The sequence below is a fragment of the Cobetia sp. PDI-12MA genome, from assembly GCF_059507695.1.
Genome location: NZ_CM183351.1, coordinates 96,901 through 118,895, shown reverse-complemented (window position 1 = coordinate 118,895; position 21,995 = coordinate 96,901). Strand labels below are relative to the sequence as shown.

At 63.7% G+C, this 21,995-nt stretch carries 20 protein-coding genes and 1 pseudogene; 10 read left to right on the top strand and 11 right to left on the bottom strand.

What is annotated here, in order from left to right:
* Positions 1-81: 81 nt before the first annotated feature.
* Together AC5WNI_RS00545 and AC5WNI_RS00540 are read right to left on the bottom strand one after the other, a co-directional pair.
* A complete protein-coding gene (locus AC5WNI_RS00545; RefSeq protein ID WP_175089005.1) occupies positions 82-846 on the bottom strand; it encodes a pseudouridine synthase in 765 nt (254 codons plus the stop codon).
* A 3-nt stretch (positions 847-849) separates the two neighbouring features.
* Entirely contained in the window at positions 850-2,784 is a 1,935-nt protein-coding gene (locus AC5WNI_RS00540; RefSeq protein ID WP_487885565.1) for an ABC-F family ATP-binding cassette domain-containing protein, read from the bottom strand.
* A gap of 183 nt (positions 2,785-2,967) precedes the next feature.
* On the opposite strand from AC5WNI_RS00540, the gene AC5WNI_RS00535 reads away from it, so the two are divergent.
* Both AC5WNI_RS00535 and bamJ read left to right on the top strand, forming a co-directional pair.
* A complete protein-coding gene (locus tag AC5WNI_RS00535; protein ID WP_175089003.1) occupies positions 2,968-3,573 on the top strand; it encodes a TIGR02444 family protein in 606 nt (201 codons plus the stop codon).
* Between the two features lie 139 nt (positions 3,574-3,712).
* The gene (gene bamJ, locus AC5WNI_RS00530) at positions 3,713-4,420 is read left to right on the top strand and encodes a BamJ family beta-barrel-assembly machinery protein (RefSeq protein ID WP_175089002.1); all 708 of its coding nucleotides are present in this window, start codon (positions 3,713-3,715) and stop codon (positions 4,418-4,420) included.
* A 458-nt stretch (positions 4,421-4,878) separates the two neighbouring features.
* Here bamJ and AC5WNI_RS00525 read toward each other — a convergent pair whose 3' ends face one another.
* A complete protein-coding gene (locus AC5WNI_RS00525) occupies positions 4,879-5,595 on the bottom strand; it encodes an SCO family protein (RefSeq protein ID WP_175089001.1) in 717 nt (238 codons plus the stop codon).
* A 64-nt stretch (positions 5,596-5,659) separates the two neighbouring features.
* The gene (locus tag AC5WNI_RS00520; RefSeq protein WP_175089000.1) at positions 5,660-6,253 is read right to left on the bottom strand and encodes a hypothetical protein; all 594 of its coding nucleotides are present in this window, start codon (positions 6,251-6,253) and stop codon (positions 5,660-5,662) included.
* A gap of 267 nt (positions 6,254-6,520) precedes the next feature.
* Here AC5WNI_RS00520 and AC5WNI_RS00515 point away from each other — a divergent pair, with 267 nt between their 5' ends.
* Positions 6,521-7,450, top strand: a complete 930-nt coding sequence (locus AC5WNI_RS00515; protein ID WP_175088999.1) for an AEC family transporter — start codon at positions 6,521-6,523, stop codon at positions 7,448-7,450.
* A gap of 278 nt (positions 7,451-7,728) precedes the next feature.
* On the opposite strand, the gene AC5WNI_RS00510 is transcribed toward AC5WNI_RS00515, so the two are convergent.
* The 4 genes from AC5WNI_RS00510 to thiS all read right to left on the bottom strand — a co-directional run bounded on the left by AC5WNI_RS00510 (position 7,729) and on the right by thiS (position 10,839).
* Positions 7,729-8,637 carry a putative RNA methyltransferase gene (locus AC5WNI_RS00510; RefSeq protein ID WP_254627029.1) on the bottom strand — a complete coding sequence of 303 codons (909 nt, stop codon included), beginning with the start codon at positions 8,635-8,637 and terminating at the stop codon, positions 7,729-7,731.
* Between the two features lie 188 nt (positions 8,638-8,825).
* Complete coding sequence (trmB, locus tag AC5WNI_RS00505; RefSeq protein WP_175088998.1) at positions 8,826-9,665, bottom strand: tRNA (guanosine(46)-N7)-methyltransferase TrmB; 840 nt, start codon at positions 9,663-9,665, stop codon at positions 8,826-8,828.
* 60 nt (positions 9,666-9,725) lie between these two features.
* Positions 9,726-10,559, bottom strand: coding sequence for a thiazole synthase (locus tag AC5WNI_RS00500; RefSeq protein WP_175088997.1), 834 nt, complete (start codon positions 10,557-10,559; stop codon positions 9,726-9,728).
* Between the two features lie 79 nt (positions 10,560-10,638).
* Positions 10,639-10,839 carry a sulfur carrier protein ThiS gene (gene thiS, locus AC5WNI_RS00495; RefSeq protein WP_175088996.1) on the bottom strand — a complete coding sequence of 67 codons (201 nt, stop codon included), beginning with the start codon at positions 10,837-10,839 and terminating at the stop codon, positions 10,639-10,641.
* Positions 10,840-10,938: 99 nt separating this feature from the next.
* Here thiS and AC5WNI_RS00490 point away from each other — a divergent pair, with 99 nt between their 5' ends.
* On the top strand, positions 10,939-11,358 hold the full coding sequence (locus tag AC5WNI_RS00490) for a DUF423 domain-containing protein (protein ID WP_175088995.1): 420 nt from the start codon (positions 10,939-10,941) through the stop codon (positions 11,356-11,358).
* 38 nt (positions 11,359-11,396) lie between these two features.
* On the opposite strand, the gene AC5WNI_RS00485 is transcribed toward AC5WNI_RS00490, so the two are convergent.
* The gene (locus AC5WNI_RS00485; protein ID WP_043336979.1) at positions 11,397-11,813 is read right to left on the bottom strand and encodes a PaaI family thioesterase; all 417 of its coding nucleotides are present in this window, start codon (positions 11,811-11,813) and stop codon (positions 11,397-11,399) included.
* 195 nt (positions 11,814-12,008) lie between these two features.
* Positions 12,009-14,189: a malate synthase G gene (locus tag AC5WNI_RS00480; RefSeq protein WP_175088994.1), complete on the bottom strand. Its 2,181-nt coding sequence runs from the start codon at positions 14,187-14,189 to the stop codon at positions 12,009-12,011.
* Positions 14,190-14,597: 408 nt separating this feature from the next.
* Here AC5WNI_RS00480 and AC5WNI_RS00475 point away from each other — a divergent pair, with 408 nt between their 5' ends.
* From AC5WNI_RS00475 to AC5WNI_RS00460, 4 genes are all read left to right on the top strand, one after another.
* Positions 14,598-15,590 carry an alpha/beta hydrolase gene (locus AC5WNI_RS00475; RefSeq protein WP_175088993.1) on the top strand — a complete coding sequence of 331 codons (993 nt, stop codon included), beginning with the start codon at positions 14,598-14,600 and terminating at the stop codon, positions 15,588-15,590.
* Positions 15,587-16,114 (top strand): hypothetical protein, encoded by a 528-nt coding sequence (locus AC5WNI_RS00470; protein WP_175088992.1) that lies wholly within the window; start codon positions 15,587-15,589, stop codon positions 16,112-16,114. Before AC5WNI_RS00475 ends, AC5WNI_RS00470 begins: the two co-directional genes overlap by 4 nt.
* Positions 16,115-16,211: 97 nt before the next feature.
* Positions 16,212-17,363 carry a pyridoxal phosphate-dependent aminotransferase gene (locus tag AC5WNI_RS00465; RefSeq protein WP_175088991.1) on the top strand — a complete coding sequence of 384 codons (1,152 nt, stop codon included), beginning with the start codon at positions 16,212-16,214 and terminating at the stop codon, positions 17,361-17,363.
* A 24-nt stretch (positions 17,364-17,387) separates the two neighbouring features.
* The gene (locus AC5WNI_RS00460) at positions 17,388-18,473 is read left to right on the top strand and encodes an Lnb N-terminal periplasmic domain-containing protein (protein ID WP_175088990.1); all 1,086 of its coding nucleotides are present in this window, start codon (positions 17,388-17,390) and stop codon (positions 18,471-18,473) included.
* A 34-nt stretch (positions 18,474-18,507) separates the two neighbouring features.
* Here AC5WNI_RS00460 and AC5WNI_RS00455 read toward each other — a convergent pair.
* Positions 18,508-19,209 (bottom strand): annotated as a pseudogene (locus AC5WNI_RS00455) (ATP-binding protein); the annotation flags it as partial.
* Between the two features lie 141 nt (positions 19,210-19,350).
* On the opposite strand from AC5WNI_RS00455, the gene AC5WNI_RS00450 reads away from it, so the two are divergent.
* Both AC5WNI_RS00450 and AC5WNI_RS00445 read left to right on the top strand, forming a co-directional pair.
* Complete coding sequence (locus tag AC5WNI_RS00450; RefSeq protein ID WP_022521280.1) at positions 19,351-20,031, top strand: heteromeric transposase endonuclease subunit TnsA; 681 nt, start codon at positions 19,351-19,353, stop codon at positions 20,029-20,031.
* Complete coding sequence (locus tag AC5WNI_RS00445; protein ID WP_175088988.1) at positions 20,024-21,952, top strand: TnsB C-terminal domain-containing protein; 1,929 nt, start codon at positions 20,024-20,026, stop codon at positions 21,950-21,952. The genes AC5WNI_RS00450 and AC5WNI_RS00445 overlap by 8 nt, the downstream gene beginning before the upstream one ends.
* Positions 21,953-21,995: the final 43 nt, after the last annotated feature.

Below are 21,995 nucleotides of genomic sequence, written 5' to 3'. Positions count from 1 at the left end.
ATCGCAGCCGTCACTCGCTGGCGGCGCACCGGGTGGGTGTGGATAACCCGGTGTCGACAAGATGCCACCCGCCGAGTGGCCTCACCCGCGAGGTTGCGCGGCCCCCAGCCGTGAACACTCCTCGCGGGTAAGCTCGCGCCACTCCCCCGGCGCCAGCCCCTCGAGACTCAAGCCCGCCACCGACTCACGGTGCAGCCACACCACGCGATTGCCCAGGCTGCGCCACAGCCGCTTGATGTGATGATGGCGTCCCTCGTGCAGCGTCAGTCGTGCCTGGTCCGCGCTGAGAAACGCAAGCTGTGCCGGCAGTGTCGGGCGCGGATCATGTTCAAGCATCACCCCCTGGCGAACCTGTGCAATGGCGCTTTCCTGTTCGATCTCCGACAGGGGACGCTCCAGCCCCATGCGATAGCGCTTGGCGGGGCCCTCGAGCCCGGCAGCGCTGATGCGCGCCGAGACACCGCCGTCATTGGTCAGCAGCAGGGCGCCGGTCGTCGCACGATCAAGACGCCCGACATGGTGGATGTCGGCCAGCCAGCCACTGTCCTCGCCGCGTGCATTCAGCGTGTCACGCAGCACATCGATCACGGTGGGGTGTTCGGGGTCATGACAGGCCGTCACGACCCCGGCGGGCTTGTTGAGCAGGATATGACGCGGACGCCGCGCGACCTGCAGGCAGACGGTCGCGTCACTCACTGACAGGTGGATGTCATCGAAGGGGCCGACCTCATGCAGCGGGTCGCTGACCGTCGCGCCGTTGACCCGCACGCGCCCCGCCGCCAGCGCCGAGAGCGCATGACGGCGGTTGAGCTGTGGCTGACGTGTCAGCCAGCGGTCCAGCCGCATGGCCTAGTCCGCCGCCTTGAGCTGGGCTTCCATTTCTTCCAGCGCTTCCTGAGCCTCGAGCCACTCGGCTTCGGCCTCATCGAGGCGACTCTTGATCTCGCCCTGGCTGGCCAGCAATTTGGTCAGCTCCGTCTTGCGATCCGCCTCGTAGAGCGTGGCATCGCCCAGCGCTTCCTCGATCTTGTCCAGCTCGCCCTGCGCCTTGCTCATCTTCTGCTCGGCCTTGTCGCTGACCTTCTTGAGCGGGCGCAGCTTCTCGCGCAGTTCGGCCGCCTGACGGCGCGCCTCCTTGCGGTCCGGCGTGCGCGTGCTGCCAGTCCCTGCATCGGCATCCTTCTGGGCGCGCGCTTCCCGCCGCTCGCCCTCGACCCGCGCCTTGAGCCAGGCACGGTAATCATCCAGGTCACCATCGAAGGGCGTCACGCGGCCATCGGCGATGCACCAGAATTCATCGACGCAGGCACGCAGCAGGTGGCGGTCGTGAGAGACCAGGATCACGGTGCCCTCGAAGGTCGCCAGCGCATCGGTGAGCGCCTCGCGCATGTCGAGGTCCAGGTGGTTGGTCGGCTCGTCCAGCAACAGTAGATTGGGCTTCTGCCAGGCGATCAGCGACAGCGCCAGACGCGCCTTCTCACCACCGGAGAACGATTCCACCGTGGCGTAGACCTCATCGCCGTGGAAGCCGAAGCTGCCGAGGAAGGTGCGAATCTCCAGCTCACCCGCCGTCGGTGACAGACGCAGCACATGATTGAAGGGCGTCGAGGACAGGTCGAGCCCGTCCACCTGGTGCTGGGCGAAGTAGCCGATGGCCAGATGCTCGCCGACGGTCCGCTGGCCCTCGACCAGCGCAAGCTCGCCGGTGAGCGCCTTGATCAGCGTCGACTTGCCGGCGCCGTTGGGGCCGAGCAGACCGATGCGCTGTCCCGGCAGCAGTGAGAAGCGTACCCCGGAAAGTTGCGGCGGCTGCCCGGGATAGCCGATCACCGCGCGGTCCAGCCCCAGCAGCGGATGCGAGATCCTGTCGGAGCACGGGATGGTGAAGTGGAACGGAGAGTCGGCCTTGACCGCCGCCGTCTCTTCCATGCGCTCCAGCATCTTCATGCGGCTCTGGGCCTGACGCGCCTTGGTGGCCTTGGCCTTGAAGCGGCGCACGAAATCCTCGATCTCGGCGCGCCGCGCCATGGTCTTCTCGTGCTCGACCTGCTCGCGCACCAGACGCTCGGAACGCGTGCGCTCGAAGCGGCTGTAGTTGCCCTTGTAGACCACCAGCTTGCGACGATCGAAGTGGATGATGTGATCACACACCGCATCGAGGAAGTCGCGGTCGTGGGAGATCAGCAGCAGCGCGCCGGGATAACGCGCCAGCCATTGCTCCAGCCACAGCAGCGCATCGAGATCCAGGTGGTTGGTCGGCTCATCCAGCAGCAGCAGATCAGACGGCGTGAACAGGGTGCGCGCCAGATTGGCACGCATGCGCCAGCCACCCGAGAAGGCCGCCAGCGGCTGACTGAGCTGCGCCTGGCTGAAGCCGAGGCCGACCAGCAGCTGCTCGGCACGTGCCCGTGCGGTGTAGCCATCAAGGGTATCGAAATGGGCGTGCAGCTCGGCCTGACGCTGGTGCTCGCCGCTCTCTTCGGCGGCCGCCAGGGCGCGCTCGGTCTCGCGCAGCGCGTGGTCCCCGTCCATGACGTAGTCGACGATCGGACGCTCCAGTGCATCGATTTCCTGCGCCATGTGCGCGACACGCACGCCACCGGCCAGCGATACCGTGCCGCTGTCGGGCGTCAGCTCGCCGAGGATCAGGCCGAACAGGCTCGACTTGCCGGCGCCGTTGGGGCCGACGATACCGGCCTTGTGACCGGCATGCAGCGTCAGATCCGCTTCGTCGATCAGCGGTGCTCCGCCGCGTTGCAGGGCGAGCTGGCGCAGTGCAATCATGACAACCTCGATCAGAAAATACGGGGGACGTCGGGCTCCCGTTCACCGCCACCGACACGAGCGCTACAACTCAGCAAGCTGATGAGCGCGACACGTGAAGAGACATCATCGGTGGCACGTGAAGAGACATCATCCGTGACACATGAAGAGACATCATCCGTGACACACGAAGAGGCCGACTTGATGGGCGCATATTCTATCGGATTGTGGGACTACGCGCTGTCTCTGTATGCCCTGCCCGGCGAGGTCGGCTCTGCGGGCAACTCTCAGCCGACGCCGGACATGATGAGTACCTGCCTGCTGCTGCAGGACGAGGCGGGACTCGATGTCTGCGAGCTGCTGTGGATTCACTGGCTGTCCGCCCATGGCATCGCCCTGGCCGCCTCGCCCACTCGCCTGCTGGAAGACGTGCGCGACTGGCAGGGCTGGATGACCGGCATGCTGCGCGAGCGCCGCCGTCAGTTGAAGCAGGAGCTGAAGACACTGCCCGCGACCCAGGACCCGGCCGCGGTGCAACGCCTGGAACGCCTCTATCAGCAGCTCAAGGCCTGCGAGCTTTCCGCCGAGCGGGAGACCCTCGCCCAGCTGGAAGAGCTGAGTCCTGCGCTGTCGTCAGCCGAAGGTGCGGCCGGTCTGCGGGCGCCCTTCGCGCATGTCGCGGACCCGCTGCAGGCCTTTCAACAATCACTGGCTCTGCTGAGTAGCAAGACGACGCTCGCCGTGGGGGATCACCCGACGGCTCGTGCCCTGCGCAGACTGGCACTGGCCCGCGTGCCCGCCGGCGCCTGACAACGCCAGCGAGATGCGGAACTTGTACGCGGCTGGTAGAGTCGGAGTAACACTAGTGCCCGAGGCAGGCCATGCCGCCTCGGTGTCAATTGCGTGTTTCGGGCCCGTCTCAGGCCCATTCCATCCTGAAGGAGTTTTCATGAAAAAGCTGGTCAGTGCCGTCGCGCTCGGCGCCCTCCTGGTCACCCCGTTCAGCTTTGCCGCCGATGACAGCCTCGCAGACGAGCAGGCACAGCTCAGCTATGGCATCGGCGCGACTCTGGGCAAGAGCCTCTCCCAGGACATCACCGATCTGGATCTCGACGCCTTCACTCAAGCCGTGCGTGATGTCTACGCCAAGGGCGACATGAAGATGAGCGACCAGGAAATCGCGGATTCGCTTTCCCGCTTCCAGCAGAAGAAGATGGAAGAGCAGAAGAAGATGGTCGAGCAGGAAGCGACCGACAACAAGGCAGAGGGTGACAAGTTCCTCGCCGACAACGCCAAGAAGGACGGCGTGAAGACACTGGATTCCGGCCTGCAGTACAAGGTGCTGGAATCCGGAGATGGCGCGACCCCGTCCGCTGAAGATACCGTCAAGGTGAACTATGAAGGCAAGCTGCTGGACGGCACCGTCTTCGACAGCTCCTACCAGCGTGGCGAGCCGGTCAGCTTCAAGGTCAACCAGGTCATCAAGGGCTGGCAGGAAGCACTGCAGGAAATGAGCGTCGGCGATACCTGGATGCTCTACGTCCCGGCCGAGCTTGCCTACGGCAAGGCTGGCACCGGCGGCCCGATCGGCCCGAACGAGACGCTGACCTTCAAGGTCGAGCTGCTCGACGTGACCAAGGCCGACGCCAAGCAGTAATGGCGGCGTGAGCCTCCCCTGCTGGTAACCGGCAAGCACTGCTGCCGGTAGCAACGAAAGAGCCGCCCGATGGGCGGCTCTTTGCGTTTCTGGCAATGGCGGATGTCCGCTGATTCTCCCCTCCAGAAATCCCTGTACGGACGCCGCCAGCCTGTGGATAAAACTGTGGGGAAGCTATTGACCACAGGTTGACAACCGGCCTTCATGGTGCCTGTCGCGGCAGTGATGCTGGTTGAACGCAAAGCAACCACTGACTTGACATTTTTAGTCGATATCGCGTAACAGTTTGTTTTTACTAGTTTTTATAAATCAGCTCTTGACGGCACTGCGTTGCGTGTACGAGGCATCATGATTATCCACAAAATTTTCCTTGAGCGCTTGCCAACTTGTGGACAATGTGTATTTCACCTCTTGGCAAGGCCTGAAGGCGCGGCGTATTCAGCGGGTGCACGCAGGGCTCAATCAGCGGTCGCGCTCAGGACGCGCGTCACGCCAGCGCGAACACCCGCCGGCCCCGGCGTGAATGGAATGCGATCGTAGATACGTCCCTGAGCAGAGACGAGATAGAGCGCGGCGCCATGATCGATGGTGTAACCCAGCGCGGAGTCCTGCGCCTCGACACGCCGATAGCTGACCCCATAGCGCCGCGCCACATCGGCGAGTGCCGCCTGGCTGCCGGTAATACCCTGAAAGCGTGGCCCGAAGTGCCCGGTGTACTCGGCCAGCCGGGCAGGCGTGTCGCGCTCGGGGTCCAGCGAGACCATCACCGGCACCACGCGCGCCGCCGCCCGGGGTGGCAGTTCAGACATCACCTGACGCAGCGCCGCCAGCGTCATCGGACAGACATCCGGGCACTGGGTGTAGCCGAAGTAGAGCGCGATGACCGGCGTGGCCTGCGCGTCGGCGGCCTCGCCCATCGTCACCTCCGCCAGCGTGAAGTCACCCTGCTGTGATTCGAGCTGGATGGGGCCGCCCAGACTGGCCCAGGCCTGCATGCCCGCAACCGGCGCCATGTCCTGCTGCGCCTGCTGCCAGGCGACACCGGCTCCGATCACGGCCGCCAGGCCGATGGCGCCCAGCAGCCACCAGCGTCTGGCGACTCCCTTGCCCAACTGATGGCTCTCCTGCTGGCGGGTACCTGACTGTCCATCCTGTGACTTTCGCTCTTCTCCCATCCCCGCCTCCCGGTATTCTCATGCCTGAAACGATGCCCCTGCCGGCCGGGCTCAACGCCAACGGCTAGCTGCCCTGATGCGTCGGGCGGGTATCACTGCGAAACAATTGATCGACCGAGCTTTCGAGCTGCTCCGCCGTGGTGGCCTGCGGATGACTATCGAAATCGAACCAGCTGCCCAGTCGGCCACGCTCGGTGGTCACGATCACCTGCGCGCGCCACGCCATGGTCGCACTGCTGCAGAATCCCAGCTGCCCTTCCCCCTGCCAATGCTGGCGCTCGAGGCTCTGGGCATCGGTGGTGCTCAACACGCTGCGCTTCACGCCCATGTCCATGTGGCGACCGATGAAGTCCACCTCGACCCCCTCCGGTGAGACGCCCTCCGTCATCACGCGGATGCCCAACGGCGTCAGCGGGCTGATATCGCCGTCCAGCGCCAGAGTAATACGCCCGAAGCGGCCCAGTTCGGCAGTGCAGGGGGCATGATTGAGCTCGCAGGACTGATTGGGCGCGAACCAGGTCACCTTGCCGTTGCTGCCATCACGTACCAGGTAATAGTCGATCAGGTAATACAGCGAGACCACGATGGTGATCAGCGTGACGATGATCAGCAGATTGAGCAGCCGCGGGCGGGCATTGTCTTCTTCTACGCGATACATGGCAGTTCCGGCAACGGTCCGGCAGCGCATCGACAGGCAAGGCGCCCCGAATGGGAAAGAAAGTGACGTGATGGGAATGGTCTGCACTCAGACACGGCACGACGGCAACGCGTGACCGGCGAACAAGACCTGAGTCCAAGTGCAGCGCTGAGCGAGTCATGACAAGCTTACCAGCCCGCCTCACCGCGGCAGCAGGCGAGACATCATGTCACGCGCTCGCCACATCGCTCTCAAGGCATTCGCACTCAGCCCCGACAAGGAGTCAGCATGGCAAGTGTACAGCAGGCGCTCGGCCCCCTCTTCCTGTTGATCCTCGCGGGGGCATTGCTGGGGTGGAAGCGATTCCCCGGCGAAGGTTTCTGGAGTGAACTCGAACGCCTGATCTATTACGTGCTGTTCCCCGCCATGCTGGTGTCCACGCTGGCGCGCGCCGACATGGCCAGCGTGCCGGTCGTGACGCTGGCCAGCGTGATGTTGGGCGCGATGCTGCTGTTCGCCGCCGCGCTATGGCTGAGCTGGCGTCACGCGCCGGCCTGGCTGAGCCGTCATATGGGCGACGCCGCCTCCTTTACCTCGCTCTTCCAGGGCAGCATCCGCTTCAACAGCTACGTCGGTGTGGCCGGGGCAGCAGCGCTGCATGGCAGCGCCGGGGCGACCGTCGCGGCCGTGGCGCTGGCGCTGATGGTACCGGCCGCCAACCTGTTGTGCGTGATGGCCTTCATCTGCGCAGGCACCCTGGGCGAAGGCGGCCTGCTGCGCTCGCTCAAGGCGCTGACCCGCAACCCGCTGGTACTGGCGTGTCTGGCCGGCACGGCCCTCAACCTGAGCGGCATCGGCTTGCCGGGCTGGAGTGGCGACGCCATCAGCCTGCTGGGGCGCGCCGCCTTGCCGCTCGGCCTGGTCGCGGTGGGCGTGGCGCTGCGCCCGCGTGTACTGGTAAGTAGTGGCAGCGTGGCGTGGCTGGCAAGCCTGCTGAAGCTGCTGGCGATGCCGGCACTGGTGGTCGTGCTCTGCCGGTGGTTCGGCCTCGAGGGGGTGGCGCGCGATGTGGCGATTCTGTTCGCGGCGCTGCCCACCGCGACCTCCGCCTATATTCTGGCCCGCCAGCTGGGCGGCAATGCCGAGCTGATGGCGGCGTTGATCACCGCCCAGACGCTGCTGGCGATGCTGACCCTGCCCCTGTGGCTGGCGAACTGAGCTCCTGTCGACCCAAGCTGCTGTCGAGCTGTCGATCTGACGACCGCACATCCGAACGCGACGTGAGAGCTCGCAGTGTGCGCAGCGCACAAGAAAAAGGGCATCCCCAGATGAGGATGCCCAAGACCGTGACTAGCTTGATGAGGAGAAACACCGTAGCGGGGGCCTGACTCCGCCGCTACGGCTGGGCTTGCGCCCTGCGATGTCTGCCCGGACACCGCACATACAAGATAATCATTCTCATTTGCTTTTGCAAGGCAAATGCGAAGAATTTCTATTTAAGCTTTGTCTTGTGCATCCTCGAGCGAGAACACCCTCAGCTCCGCATGCAATTCGACCTCCAAGGCCGTCATGGCTTCTGCACGTGCCAGGCCATCACGCTCGGCGCGATAAAGATGCGGCGTCATGGTCAGCAAGTCCCGGATCTGCTCATTGCTGGTCAATGAAAGCCCCGCATGCAGATGCTCGACCTCGCCTCTGATGGCGAAGCCCGCGGACTCGGCAGCGCTCAGTCCGGCCTCGCCACGCGCGGGCTTCAGCTCGCGGTAGAGAATCCTGCGCAACGCCAGCAGGTGCTCGGCCCCCGCCTCCAGCAGCACGACGTGGCCACCGGGCTTGAGGACACGCGCGAATTCCTGCCAGACAGGGAAGCCGAAGGCGCAGATGACGACATCCACACATGCATCCTCCAGCGGCAGGGCGGCGTTGGTGCCCACCAGCCAGGCGGCATCACGTGACTGCTTCGCCGCAGCCAGCACCGCATGTTTGGAGATATCCAACCCCGCCGCCGTCAGCGAGAAATCCCGCTCACCGGCAGCGCACGCCAACTGACGCAGATAGAAGCCTTCGCCGCAACCGGCATCCAGCACGGCCAGCGACGTCTGGGCCGCAGCCAATGCCAGCACACGACAGGCCAAGGCCGCCGCCAGCGGCTGATAGCCGCCGAGGGCGAACAGGCGCTGGCGGGCACTGACCATCGCCTTGCTGTCGCCGGGGTCCAGGCTGCGCTTGCGCTGCACCGGCAGCAGATTGACATGGCCCTGGCGTGCGATATCGAAGCGATGCCCGTCGGCACAGCACCAGCTCTGGCCATCACGTTCCAGCGGCTGGGCATCCAGTGGACAGGTCAGGGCCGTCAGCGGGGTCATGGTCGGGCGATCAGCCGAGTCGGCGGTAGGCGTCGTCATGGTCAGCAACTCTCGGGACGGGAAAAGAAAGGGGCCGCAAATACAGCAAGGGCACAGACAGCCACGCAGGCAAATGGCCTTGGCACGCCAAACCGCGCCATGGCGGTGGGCCTCACACGCAAGCGGCCACCCGAAGGCGGCCGCGATGCAGCGTCATGATGACGCCGCCACTGCGCACGAGGCGCTGATCAGTCCTGCTTGACGAAGATCAGGTCCCACACACCGTGGCCGAGTCGCTCGCCGCGCTGTTCGAACTTGGTCAGCGGACGGAAATCCGGACGCGGCACGTAGGGTGCGGTTTCCGCCGGAGCGGTGTTGGCAAAGCCCGGTGCTTCGGCCATCTCTTCCGCCATCGCTTCGGCGTAGTTGGCCCAGTCGGTCGCCATGTGGAAGTGGCCGCCCGGCTTGAGCACACGACGCACCAGCTCGACGAAGGCCGGCTGAACGATACGGCGCTTGTGGTGCTTCTTCTTCGGCCACGGGTCCGGGAAGAACAGCTGGAAGGTGTCGGCGCATCCGGCCGGCACGCAATCCGCCAGCACTTCCAGTGCGTCGTGACGATAGACACGCAGGTTGGTCAGGCCCAGCTTGTCGACATCATCCAGCAGCTTGCCGACGCCAGGCGCGTGCACTTCGATGCCGATGAAGTCGGTGCCCGGGTTGGCCTGTGCCTGTTCACACAGTGACTTGCCCATGCCGAAGCCGACTTCGATCACCAGCGGCGCCCGCCGCCCGAACAGCGCCTCGAGATCCAGCTCGCCCTGCTCGTGACGCAGACCAAGGCGCGGGAAGACCTCTTCCAGCCCGCGGGTCTGGGCCTGGGTCATGCGGCCACCACGAATCACGTAGCTCTTGATGCCACGCTTGCGGGCGACGGCTTCATCGGCAACGGAAGGGGTCGCTGGCGCGCTTTCGGTCTGCACGCTCTCGGGCTGCGCGTTCTCGTTCTGCACACTTTCTTGCTGCGCATCGTCAGCGGGTGCAGAAGTGGACGTGTCGTCCTGCGGCTTGGAAGTCTCGTCAGTCATGGGGTCGTCTTGGTCTTTGCATGAACGATGCGCGAGCATCGGATTCGAATGTTTCAGGGCTCAGCCGGTGATCAGGCCAGCGCCCGGTGAGGAAGCACGTGCCGTCAGGCGAGTCGGCATGCGACCGGCCAGGAAGGCACCACGGCCGGAAATCACGGCCTGACGCATGGCATCTGCCATCAACAGCGGCTGGCGCGCGTGGGCGATGGCGCTGTTCATCAGCACGCCATCACAGCCCAGCTCCATGGCGAAGGCGGCTTCTGACGCCGTACCCAGACCGGCATCGACCAGCACCGGCACATTGGCGCGCTCGATGATCAGCGATAGGGTGTGCGGGTTGAGAATGCCGAGGCCGGAGCCGATCAGCGAGCCCAGCGGCATGATGGCGCAGCAGCCGATTTCCTCGAGCTGGCGCGCGACGATGGGGTCGTCGGAGGTATACACCATCACGTCGAAACCATCGGCGACCAGTGCTTCAGCGGCCTTGAGCGTCTCGACGATATTGGGATACAGCGTGTCCTGATCACCCAGCACTTCCAGCTTGACCAGGTTGTGGCCGTCCAGCAGTTCACGAGCCAGCTTGCAGGTACGCACCGCATCACGCGCGTTGTAGCAGCCGGCGGTGTTGGGCAGGAAGGTATAGCGATCCGGTGACAGCACGTCGAGCAGATTCGGCTCGTCAGCGTTCTGGCCCAGGTTGGTACGGCGGACCGCAAAGGTGACCACTTCCGCGCCGGACGTCTCGATGGCGGAGCGTGTCTCCTCCATGTCCTTGTACTTGCCGGTACCGACCAGCAGGCGTGAAGAGAACTCACGACCGGCGACGATCAACGGGCTGTCGCCGGCGACCTGGGTGACGGGGGTGTTCAATGTCGGGGCAGAACTGTCTGTCATGATGACCTCATCGAGCTGGACGTGAACGCGCTGAGCGCGAGCGAGTAGTGAAAAGTGTCAATCCTGGAAACAGGACGGATCAGCCACCACCGATGGCATGGACGATCTCGATGCGGTCACCGGCATGCAGACGGGTGTCGGCGTGCGCGCTACGTGGCACGATGTCTTCATTGCGTTCCACTGCCAGTCGGCGGCCCTGGAGACCGAGACTCTCGACCAGAGCGGCAATCGTGGTGGCGTCCTCCACCACGTGGTCTTCACCGTTGAGCTGTATCTGCATGCTGTCCTCCCGCGAAAAGAGGCCGCTATTGTAGCGACTTTACGTGGACAGGCGTAGGCACATCGTGCCGCGCCACCTGCCCTCAAGGAATTATTGTCTATGCGTCACAACGACTCCCACTCCCGCCACTGGTGGCTGGCCATGGGACTGGCCGGCATGTCCACCGTCGCGCTGGGTGCCTTCGCCAGTCATGGCCTGCGCGGCACCCTGAGCGCGGACATGCTGCGCGTGTTCGAGACCGGCGTCCGCTATCAGATGTGGCACGTGCTGGCGGCGGTCGGGGTACTCGCCTGGCGCTCGGTGCAGCCGCTGCGTGGCCAGATGCTGACGCTGGGCCTATGGGCCGCCGGCGTCCTGATGTTCTCAGGGTCGCTGTATGCCCTGGCGACCACGGCGCGCACCCAACTGGGCATCATCACGCCCATCGGCGGGCTGCTGCTGATCGCCGGCTGGCTGAGCCTGGCCGTCACCGGCTGGCGTCAGCGCGGCAGCGAAGAGAAGGATATCAACAAGCTGTAGCGAACTGGCCCGAGGCGTTGCCCACGACCGTTCCGGGGTCAGTCATCACTGTCCGGCAAGGTATAGGTCGCGGTCACGATGGCGACCGGGTCCGTATCACCGTGGCTGAAGAGCTCGATCTCGCCGACGGCCAGCCGCCGGCCCAGCTTGCGGATACGCGCGGTGGCCATCAGGTCGCGGTCGCCGCGCGCACGGCGCAGGAAGTGGATGCTGAGGTCACTGGTGACGGCCATCGGCTCCGGGCCGATCTCGCCGAGTATCGCGACATACAGGCAGACATCCGCCAGCGCCATCATCGTCGGCCCGGACACACAGCTGCCGGGACGCAGGTGCTCGTCCTCGATGGCCAGCCCCATGGTCGCCCAGCGATCGCCGACGGCCTCGATGGTGCCCAGACGCTGGGGGAAGACTTCATCGAGGAAATCCTCGATGGCGGCGGCGCTCATCACGGGCATGACATTCTCCTCGACACACTGGGTCCGATCGCGCGGTTACGCGGTTTCTGGGGCAAGGCTAGCGGCAAAAGCGGTCTCGGGAAACATGCGCCTGGCAAAATAGTGGCCGGGCAATTCCTGCCCGGCGACAGGCGACAACGGCGACCCAGGGTCGCCGTTGTCGTGTTCACTGTTTTCACCAGCCAGTCGGGGGTGTCAGCGCGCCTGCTGCTTCTTCTCGAGGCGACGGCGATGCAGGACCGGCTCGGTATAGCCGCTCGGCTGCACGCGCCCCTGGAAGACCAGTTCGCAGGCGGCCTGGAAGGCGATGGAGCCCTCGAGATCATCCGTCATCGCCTGATAGCTGGGGTCCGCGGCATTCTGACGGTCCACCACGCCGGCCATGCGCTCCAGCGTGTCCTGCACCTGGGCACTGTCGACGATGCCATGATGCAGCCAGTTGGCGATGTGCTGGCTGGAGATGCGCAGCGTGGCGCGGTCTTCCATCAGGCCGACATCGTGGATGTCCGGCACCTTGGAGCAGCCGGTGCCGTGATCGATCCAGCGCACCACATAGCCGAGAATCCCCTGGGCATTGTTGTCCAGCTCGGCCTGGATTTCCTCGGCACTCCACTGAGGATCGAGTTCCAGCGGGATGGTCAGCAGATCATCGAGGCTGGCACGCTGACGGCTGAGCAGATCATGCTGCACGTCCTTCACCGAGACCTGATGATAGTGCAGCGCATGCAGCACGGCGGCGGTAGGTGACGGCACCCAGGCGGTGTTGGCGCCGGCGCGCGGATGGCCGATCTTCTGCTCCAGCATCGCGGCCATCAGGTCGGGCATGGCCCACATGCCCTTGCCGATCTGGGCACGGCCCCGCAGGCCGCACTCCAGGCCGACATCCACGTTCCATTTCTCGTAGGCCTGAATCCAGGTGGCGCCCTTCATGTCTCCCTTGCGCAGCATCGGTCCGGCTTCCATCGAGGTGTGCATCTCGTCACCGGTGCGGTCCAGGAAGCCGGTGTTGATGAAGGCCACGCGGGAACTGGCCGCCGCGATACAGGCCTTGAGGTTGACGGTGGTGCGGCGCTCCTCATCCATGATGCCCATCTTGAGCGTGGAGTCCGGCAGGCCCAGCAGCTGCTCGACCCGCGCGAACAGTTCATCGGCAAAGGCGACTTCCTCGGGACCATGCATCTTGGGCTTGACGATATAGACGGAGCCGGTGCGCGAGTTGCAGATGCCGCCGCGGTCCTGCTTGTCGCCCTTGAGGTCGTGCAGCGCGATCAGGCTGGTGAAGATGGCATCCATGATGCCTTCCGGCGCTTCGCTGCCGTCCTCGAGCAGGATGGCCGGGTTGGTCATCAGGTGGCCGACGTTGCGAATCAGCATCAGCGAGCGACCATGCAGCACACGCGTGGTGCCATCGGCGCCAGTGTATTCGCGGTCTGCATTCAGCTTGCGCGTCATGCTGCGACCATTCTTCTCCAGCGTCTCGGTCAGGTCGCCCTTCATCAGGCCCAGCCAGTTGCGATAGACCGTCACCTTGTCTTCGGCATCGACGGCGGCTACCGAGTCCTCGCAGTCCATGATGGTGGAGAGCGCGGCCTCCATGATCAGATCACTGACGTTGGCGGGATCGGTCTTGCCGATGGGGTGCTCGGCATCGATCACAAGCTCGGCGTGCAGGCCGTTGTGGGCGAAGATGATCGCGCTCGGCGCGCTTTCGTCGCCTCGATAGCCGAGGAAGCGTTCCGGCGACTTGAGGCTGAGGTCACGCCCTCCGGCACGCACCAGCAGATGACCATCACGAATCGTGTAGCCTTCGCTGTCATGGTGGCTGCCGCCGGCCAGCGGCGCGATGGTGTCCAGCACCTGGCGCGCATAGGCGACGACCTTGGCCCCGCGCGCCGGGTTGTAGTCCTTGCCACGCTCGGCGCCATCTTCCTCGCTGATCGCGTCGGTGCCGTAGAGCGCATCATAGAGGGAGCCCCAGCGCGCATTGGCGGCATTCAGGGCGTAGCGGGCATTCATCACCGGCACCACCAGCTGCGGGCCGGCCTGCTGGCAGATCTCGCTATCCACGAAGGCGGTACTGGCTTCGACCGTATTCGGCTCCGGCAGCAGATAGCCGATCCTGTGCAGAAACGCCTTGTAGGCCTCGAGGTCTACCTTGCCCGGATGCTCACGGTGCCAGGCGTCGATCTCGCTCTGCAGCTGCTCGCGGGTTGCCAGCAGTTCGCGGTTGCGCGGTGCCAGCTCGTGCAGCAGTGAATCGACACCCGCCCAGAAGGTCTCCGGCGCGATCCCTGTGCCCGGCAGCGCTTCCTGCTCGATGAAGCGGTGCAGGCTGGCGTCGATGGCCAGGCGCTGAAGTTGAATACGGTCGGTCATGCGTTTGCTCTCCCTGAAAACGAATCGCTGGAAACCCTCAACGGCTGACAACACTGCAAGCAGTGGTGTTCAAAAGGATTTTCGCCAGACGGCACTCACTGGCACGTCGTTCGACGCGGCTGCTGACGCGCGACTGCCCGACAAGCGTGAACCATCATGATGCCGGGCAGGAAGGCGCTGCCCCCTGCCGGGCGAGGACGAATCCCAACACCATACCCGATGGCGAGGCCGGCGAAAGGACTGCTATGACCAATGAACAAGCTCATGGTGCCCGATTACCCGCCCAGCGTTGATTCCGCGTCGCTGTTGTAGCTCGGCGACAGGCGGGGAAAACAGTGAAGAAACACTGTTCCTTGTGTAGCTCGCAGCCGCGCCAGCCGCTAGCATGGCAGCATTATGGAGATGACCATGCCCGATTTCAGTGAACTGCTCGACCACGGCCCCTTTATCCGCCTGCCTGACATGCTGCCGGGCCAGACGTCCAGTCCACTGGAGCGTTACCTGGGCCATTATGGTCTCGATGCGCTGCGCAGCGAGGACATCACCGTGCATGCCGGTCACCTGGAGGCCGGGGGCTTCCGCCTGTGGGCTCAGCTGTGGACACCGCGCAAGCCGCGCGGCACCGTCTTCGTGGTCCACGGCTACTTCGATCACCTCGCCCTCTATCGTCATCTGCTGGCGCACCTGCTGCGCAACGGCTGGCAGGTCGCCTTGTGGGACCTGCCGGGCCATGGCCTGTCATCCGGTGAGCCCGCCTCCATCGATGACTTCGGCGACTATGTCGGCTGCCTGCAGGCCTTCCAGGATTACCTGGAGGATCACAGCCTGGCGCCGCACCCGTGGTTCGGTATCGGCCAGAGCACCGGCGGCTCGGTGCTGGCCACCGACGCTCTGATGCGCGGCGATGAATCGCACTGGCAGGGAATTGCCCTGCTCGCACCACTGGTACGGCCCTGGGGCTGGTCGCAGTCACGCTGGTTGCACAGCATGGCGCGCCCCTTCATCGATTCCATTCCGCGCAAGTACCGCGCGAACACCAACGATGTGGCCTTCTACGAGTTTCTCAGCACCAATGATCCGCTGCAGGCTGATCGCCTCGCGGTGAAGTGGGTGACGGCGATGCGGGAGTGGATTCCCCGGCTGCGCGCCCTGCCTCCTTGCTCACTGCCGGCCCTGATCCTGCAGGGCGAACAGGACACCACCGTCGATTGGCAATGGAATCTCGGCGTACTGGCCAGCAAGTTCCCCAATGCACGCATCTACCGCCACCCCGAGGCCCAACACCATCTGGTCAATGAAGCCGAGCCGATTCGTCAGGAGCTGTTTGCCGAGCTGGACGCCTTTCTCGATGCCCTGTCGCAGCGCCCGTCAGACCTGCCGCAGCAGGGGCGCACGGCATGATGGCCATGCATCGCCTGCGCATGCTGGCCGCGACCCTGCTACTCTCCACGCTGGCGGGCTGCATGAGCCTGGACCAGGTGCCGCGTGCCGAACGCGACCCCATCTATGGTCTCGGCCAGAGCGCGGCGCGCCTGATCGCCGAGCAGCCCTGGACACCCCCGCTCGAGCAACAGGTATTGCTGCTCGCGCCGCCCGAGGTGGATGCCACGCTGCAGGCCAACCCGGGCGCGCTGAACGAGGCGCTGACACGCGCACTGCTGGCGCTCAAGAACGGGCCTCAGGTACTCAACTGGAGCACCGACCGCCCCGCCGTCGATAGCCGTCAGTGGCGTCTCGAGACCACCCTCGAGGCCAGTGGCATCGCGCTTACCTTGTCAGACCGCACGCTTCAGCCGTACCAGCTGCAGCTGACGCTGATTCGCAGCGCCAGTGCCGAGCGCAATGAGACGCGCACCTTCACCCTGAGCGGCGCCTTCGACCAGGCGGCTCTCGAGTCGCTGGCGCGCAATCGCCCTGAGCCCTGAGCTCCAGGCCTTGAGTTCTGAGTCTTGCGCCCAGCTACGCCGTGGCCCCCGCCACCTCTGATACAGCTTTTATCGTTTCTGCTTTTCCGGAGCCAACATGACCACCGCCAGTCCCCGTCGCTTTCTTGCCCACCTCTATCAGGATGGGCCGCATAACCCGTTCCCCGGCATCAAGGCGCTGGAACGCAGACTGGGACACGCGCTGCCGTATCAGTATGGCTCCAACGAAGGGCTCGACATGCCGCACCACACGCTGGGCGGCGCGCTGGGCACCGCCCTGGCCGACCTGAGCCGCAGCTATGCCGACGCCGATGCCTGGCAACTGCGCCAGCAACTGGCTGAGCGTCTGGGAGTCGCGTACGAGAACCTGCTGGTCGATGCCGGGGCCGACAGCCTGCTGGCACTGGTAATGCGTGCCACCGTCTGTGCGGGCGAGCGCGTCATCACCAGCGCCGGCACCTATCCGACCCTGGCGTACTTCGCCCGCGGGCTGGGTGCCGAGGTCATCGAGGTGCCCTACAGCGAGAGCTTCGCCACTACCGATGACGCCTCATCGTCGCGACTGGCACCGGACCTCGCGGCACTGCTAACCGCGGCAAGGCAACATGATGCCCGCGTCGTCTATCTCGCCAACCCTGACAACCCCAGCGGCCACCTGCATTCTGACGCCGATGTGCGCGCTCTGCGCGACGCCCTGCCGGAGAACTGCAGCCTGCTGCTGGACGAGGCCTATCACGACTTCCGCCCGGACGCCGCACACGCCGACCATGCGCCGATGGCGCGCACCTTCCGCCTGCGTACCTTCTCCAAGGCCTATGGGCTGGCGGGCCTGCGCCTCGGCTTCATGATCGCCGAGCCTGACGATATCGGCATGCTGACCAAGGTGCGGATTCACTACGCGGTCAGCGCCCCGGCAATGGCCGCAGGTGAGCTGCTGCTGGCGCACCCTGAAGAGGCGGCAGCGCATATCGCCGGCGTGATCGACTGTCGCGATCGGCTCGCCGAGCACCTACGCTCGCTGGGTGCGGAAGTGCTACCCAGCGCAACCAACTTCCTCTGCGTGCGCCTCAAGAGCGCCGAGCTGGCAGCGCAGGTGCAGCAGCAGCTGATGGCTCAGGGCGTGCTGATCACTCGCTCCCCGCACCCTTCGCTTGGCCACATCCTGCGTATCTCGACACTCGAGGACAGTCTGGTGCCGGGCCGTCTCGCGCGTCTCGAGCAGGCCATCGCCGAAGAGCGCCGCTCATGAACGATTTATCGTGAGGGCCTCGCGATGACGCTGGTCAGCCTCGCGGCCCGCGCCTTGAGCAGTCTCGCCGTGGCGGGCGCGAGCCTCTGGCTGGTGCCCGCACTGTGGTTCCGCCTGCCGGGGCCGGAAGGGCTGCGCACCACCGTGGCTGCTCTCGCAGCGGTGCTGGGCCTCGTGTGCGTGATTGCCCTGTGGTGGCCGCAGGCCAGCACGATTCGCTGGCGGCTGATGGGCAGCTACCTGATGCTGCTGGTCGCAAGCCTTGCCTGGTGGGCCAGCATCACGCCACGGGCGGACCGCGACTGGGCGCCGGAGGTGGCACATCTGGTCGAGGGGCAGGTGATCACACCGGCACGGGACGAGGCATCACCGGCAAGCGCCAGGGACGAGGCTGCCACGCGGGGTGGAGTGCTGCATCTCGAGCAGGTACGCAACTTCGTGTGGCACAGCGCAGAGGATTACAAGCCGCACTGGGAAAGCCGCGACTACCCGCTGGAGGAGCTGACCTCGGTGGATCTGCTGACCAGTCACTGGATGGGGCCGCAGATCGCCCACACACTGGTCAGCTTCGGCTTTGCCGATGGCCGCTATCTGGCCTTCTCGGTGGAGATCCGCAAGGAGCGCCACGAGCAGTTCTCGACCCTCGGCGGCATGTTCAAGCAGTACGAACTGGCGGTGATCGCCGCCGACGAACGCGACATCATCCGCGTGCGCAGCAACATGCGCGGCGAACAGGTACACCTCTACCGCGTGCAGATGCCGCGCGAGATGATCCGCGAGCTGTTGCTGGCCTACGTCGACGAAGCCGAGACATTGCGCACTCAGCCACGCTTCTACAACACCGCCACCAGCAACTGCACCACCCTTGTCTACGCGATGATGACGCGCCTGACCGACGGCCTGCCGCTGGACTACCGTCTGCTGCTCTCCGGCTATCTGCCGGAATATGTCGCGGACCAGGGCGCCCTGAGTGACGCTGCGCCCTTCGCGGAGCTCAAGGCCAGCAGCCTGATCAACCCCGCCGCCATCGCCGCCGACGATCACCCGGACGGCGACTTCTCACGCCTGATTCGTGAGGGCATCCCCGGCGCGGACAGACCCTCCTACTGAGCTCGAGCAGGGCTGACGTCCTGATCCGCCGGCATCAGGCGCTGCGCTGCTGGGTGCCGGCACCCGGGCGAGCCGGGTCCCTGCCCATCATGCGGTCCAGTTGCCGATAGCCGATAGCCTCCATCAGCTGCGGCCGCTGCACGCCATCCTGGTCGATCAGATCACTCAGTGTCAGCGCGACACGCAGCACCCGGTGATAGGCGCGCGCCGAGAGATTGAGGCGTGACAGCACGCCGGCCAGCCACTGACGCTCGCCGTCTTCCAGCTGGCAGGCGGCTTCCAGCGCGTGAGTATCAAGATGAGCATTCAGGCCACCGCGTGCCAATTGGCGCGCGCGAGCGGCCAGCACTCGTTCGCGCACGCCGGCCGAGGCCTCGCCGGGAGTAGCGGATGTCAGCTCCTCGGCGGGCAGGCCAGGTACCTCGACCTGCAGGTCGATGCGGTCCAGCAACGGGCCGGACAGGCGCGCCTGATAGCGCTGGATCTGCGCCGGGGTACAGCTGCAATTGCGGCGACTGTCGCCGAGGTAGCCGCAGGGGCAGGGATTCATCGCCGCGACCAGCTGGAAGCGCGCCGGGAAGCGGCGTTGATGGCTGGCCCGCGAGATCAGGATACGACCGCTCTCCAGCGGCTCGCGCATCACTTCCAGCACGCCACGGTCGAACTCCGCCAGCTCATCCAGAAACAGCACGCCATGATGCGCCAGCGACACCTCGCCCGGGCGCGGCTTGGAGCCACTGTCATTTTCAGCAATTGATGCGACCCTCAGCGCGTAATATCGGGCTATTATGGTAGTCTGTACAGGATTGAGTGCGACAGAATTAATAGCAATTGATGCGACAGGCCTTGTTTTATTCAACATTTGGTGCGACTGCCCATGCCACTGCCTACATCCGTTCGTAAAATCGGCCCTACGCGACGAAGTGTGTCTGGCTACTATGCCTTTCGCGGGGAGGAGTCTATTGCGTTCGAGTCGACGCTCGAACGTGATTTCCTCATCAAGGCTGACTTTGATGTGAGCGTCCTTGGTGTGATTTCCCAGCCGTGCGAGATCCCGTTTCATCATCCCGTGACCGGTAGGCGCTACACCTACACACCTGACTATTTGGTGTATTACCGTCTCGGTAACCGTCATTACAGGGATTACCCAAAACCTCTCCTGGTGGAGGTCAAACCACGGGAAAAGTGGCAAGCACATTGGCGTGAATGGTCGCCTAAATGGAAGGCGGCGATACGGCATGCCAACAACGAGGGCTGGGCGTTTCGCATTCATGATGAAAGCCGCATTCGTGATAAGACCTTGGACAACATTACCTTCCTAGCGCGCTATAAGCGGATGGTGTTTCCTTCTGTCGAAAGCCAGGCAGTCCTCAACACCGTGAGGGAGATGGGGGTGGCGACTTTGGATTACCTGCTGTCTCGGCACTTCATGGGCGATATTTATCGGGCAGAGGGGATTGCGCATTTATGGCATCTGCTGGCGACCCGACAGCTAGATTGCGATATGGCTCAATCTTTCAGTCCTCTATCAGAGGTGTGGGTACCCGATTATGAATAATCATCGTGGCAACACAACTGAGCCCAATAGCGGCGTCGCTCAAACACGCCAACACTTGCAGATCATGGTGGGTGAGCAGGTTCAGAAAGATGGCACCGTTTACCGAATTTCCCAGGTGCTTGATTTTGAGACAGTCATTGGCATTGCCGTTGAGTCCGGGCGTAGTTGCCCGCTTCGCATCAAAGAACTAGCGCCTCTCAATAGCGGGTCTGTGCTCCCTGATCAGGATATATCCGAGATTGGGGATGCCGATTGGCAAGAGGCCGAGCATCGCTTTTCGATCATTAAGCCCTTGGTGGATCGCCGTACGGTGGGGCGGGATGCAGCGGAGGAGCGTGCGAAACAAACGGGGGTTGATACGGCTACGATTTACCGTTGGTTAAAGCGGTATAAAGCGACGGGCTCGGTGCTCGCATTGATTCCTCAAAAGCCAGGGTGGAAGAAGGGAAAGTCGCGTATTCCCGCGCATGCCGAGGCAGTGATTCAGGAAGTCATCAAAGAGGTGTATTTGACGCTGCAGCGTCCGTCCGCACAAAAGGCGGTACAGGAAGTGATGCGGCGTTGCCATGAACGGCGCATCGACCCGCCGAGCCCTGGTACCGTTCGTGCTCGTCTGCGTGATATCCCAGAGCGTGACCGGTTGCGTGGCCATGGTTTTAGAGACAAAGCCATTAACAAGTTCCAGCCAGCAGCTGGGAAGTTTCCCAATGCTGACTATCCGCTAGCGGTCATGCAGATTGACCACACGCCTGCCGATATTATTTTGGTCGATGACGTGTATCGCAAGCCGATTGGTCGCCCATGGATTACGTTGGCCATGGACGTGTTTACCCGTGTGGTCACGGGGTATTACTTGTCGTTTGACCCGCCCTCTGAAACATCTGTCGGCATGTGTGTGGCGCACTCCATGCTTCCTAAAGATGAGTGGTTGCTACTGCATAATGTGGAGGCTGAGTGGCCGGTATGGGGCACACCCGCCACGATTCATGTCGATAACGGCCCAGATTTTCGCTCAGAGACGTTTCGGCGCTCATGCCTAGCCTATGGGATCAACCTTGAGTTTCGGCCTGTTAAGCAGCCTCGTTATGGTGGCCATATTGAGCGGGTGCTGGGCTCTATTCTCAAAGAAATCCATAACCTGCCTGGGACGACCTTCTCCTCCATTAAAGAGAAAGAGGGGTACGATCCAGAGAAGCACGCGGCCATGACGAAAAGCGAGTTTGAAGAGTGGCTGGTGACGTTGATTTGTAAGGTTTACCACCAGCGTCTTCATTCTGGAATTGGTATGTCACCGGTGCGGAAATGGGAAATCGGTGTGTTTGGCAATGCTGACGTGCAGGGAGTTGGCTTAGCGCCACGGCCTGCTGATAGACTTTCTGTATTGCTCGATTTTTTGCCCAGCTTTCAGCGCACGATCCAGACCTTTGGTGTGACCATCGATGGCATGAACTATTACGATGAGGCGCTAAGGCCATGGATCAATGCCAAAGATCCAGATACGCCAAGCAAGAAACGCACCTTTGTGTTTCGGCGTGACCCTCGTGACATTAGCGTCGTTTGGTTCAAAGACCCGGAGCTCGGGCACTATTTTCGCGTGCCCTTTGCAAATCTCGCCCTCCCCTCGATGAGTGTTTGGGAGCATGCCCAGGCCAAAGCGCGCCTTCGCCAGGAAGGCAGGAGTTCGGTCAATGAGTCTGAAATCCTACGCGCTATTAGTGAACTGCGAACTCATGTGGAGGAGTCGCAAGCACGTACCAAGCGAAGTCGCCGTCAGGCACAACGACGTAAAGAGCATGAGAAGAAGGTGACGCCTGCAGATCCCCTTTTACATGCGCCCTCAACCGCGGCCCCCCAAGAGTCACCCACTCAGGAAGATGGTCTCTTATCGGGTGATATCGATGTGAACTGGGACATATCATGAGCACACACCTTCATCCTGATCTTCGTCATGTCTTGGGGCTGTC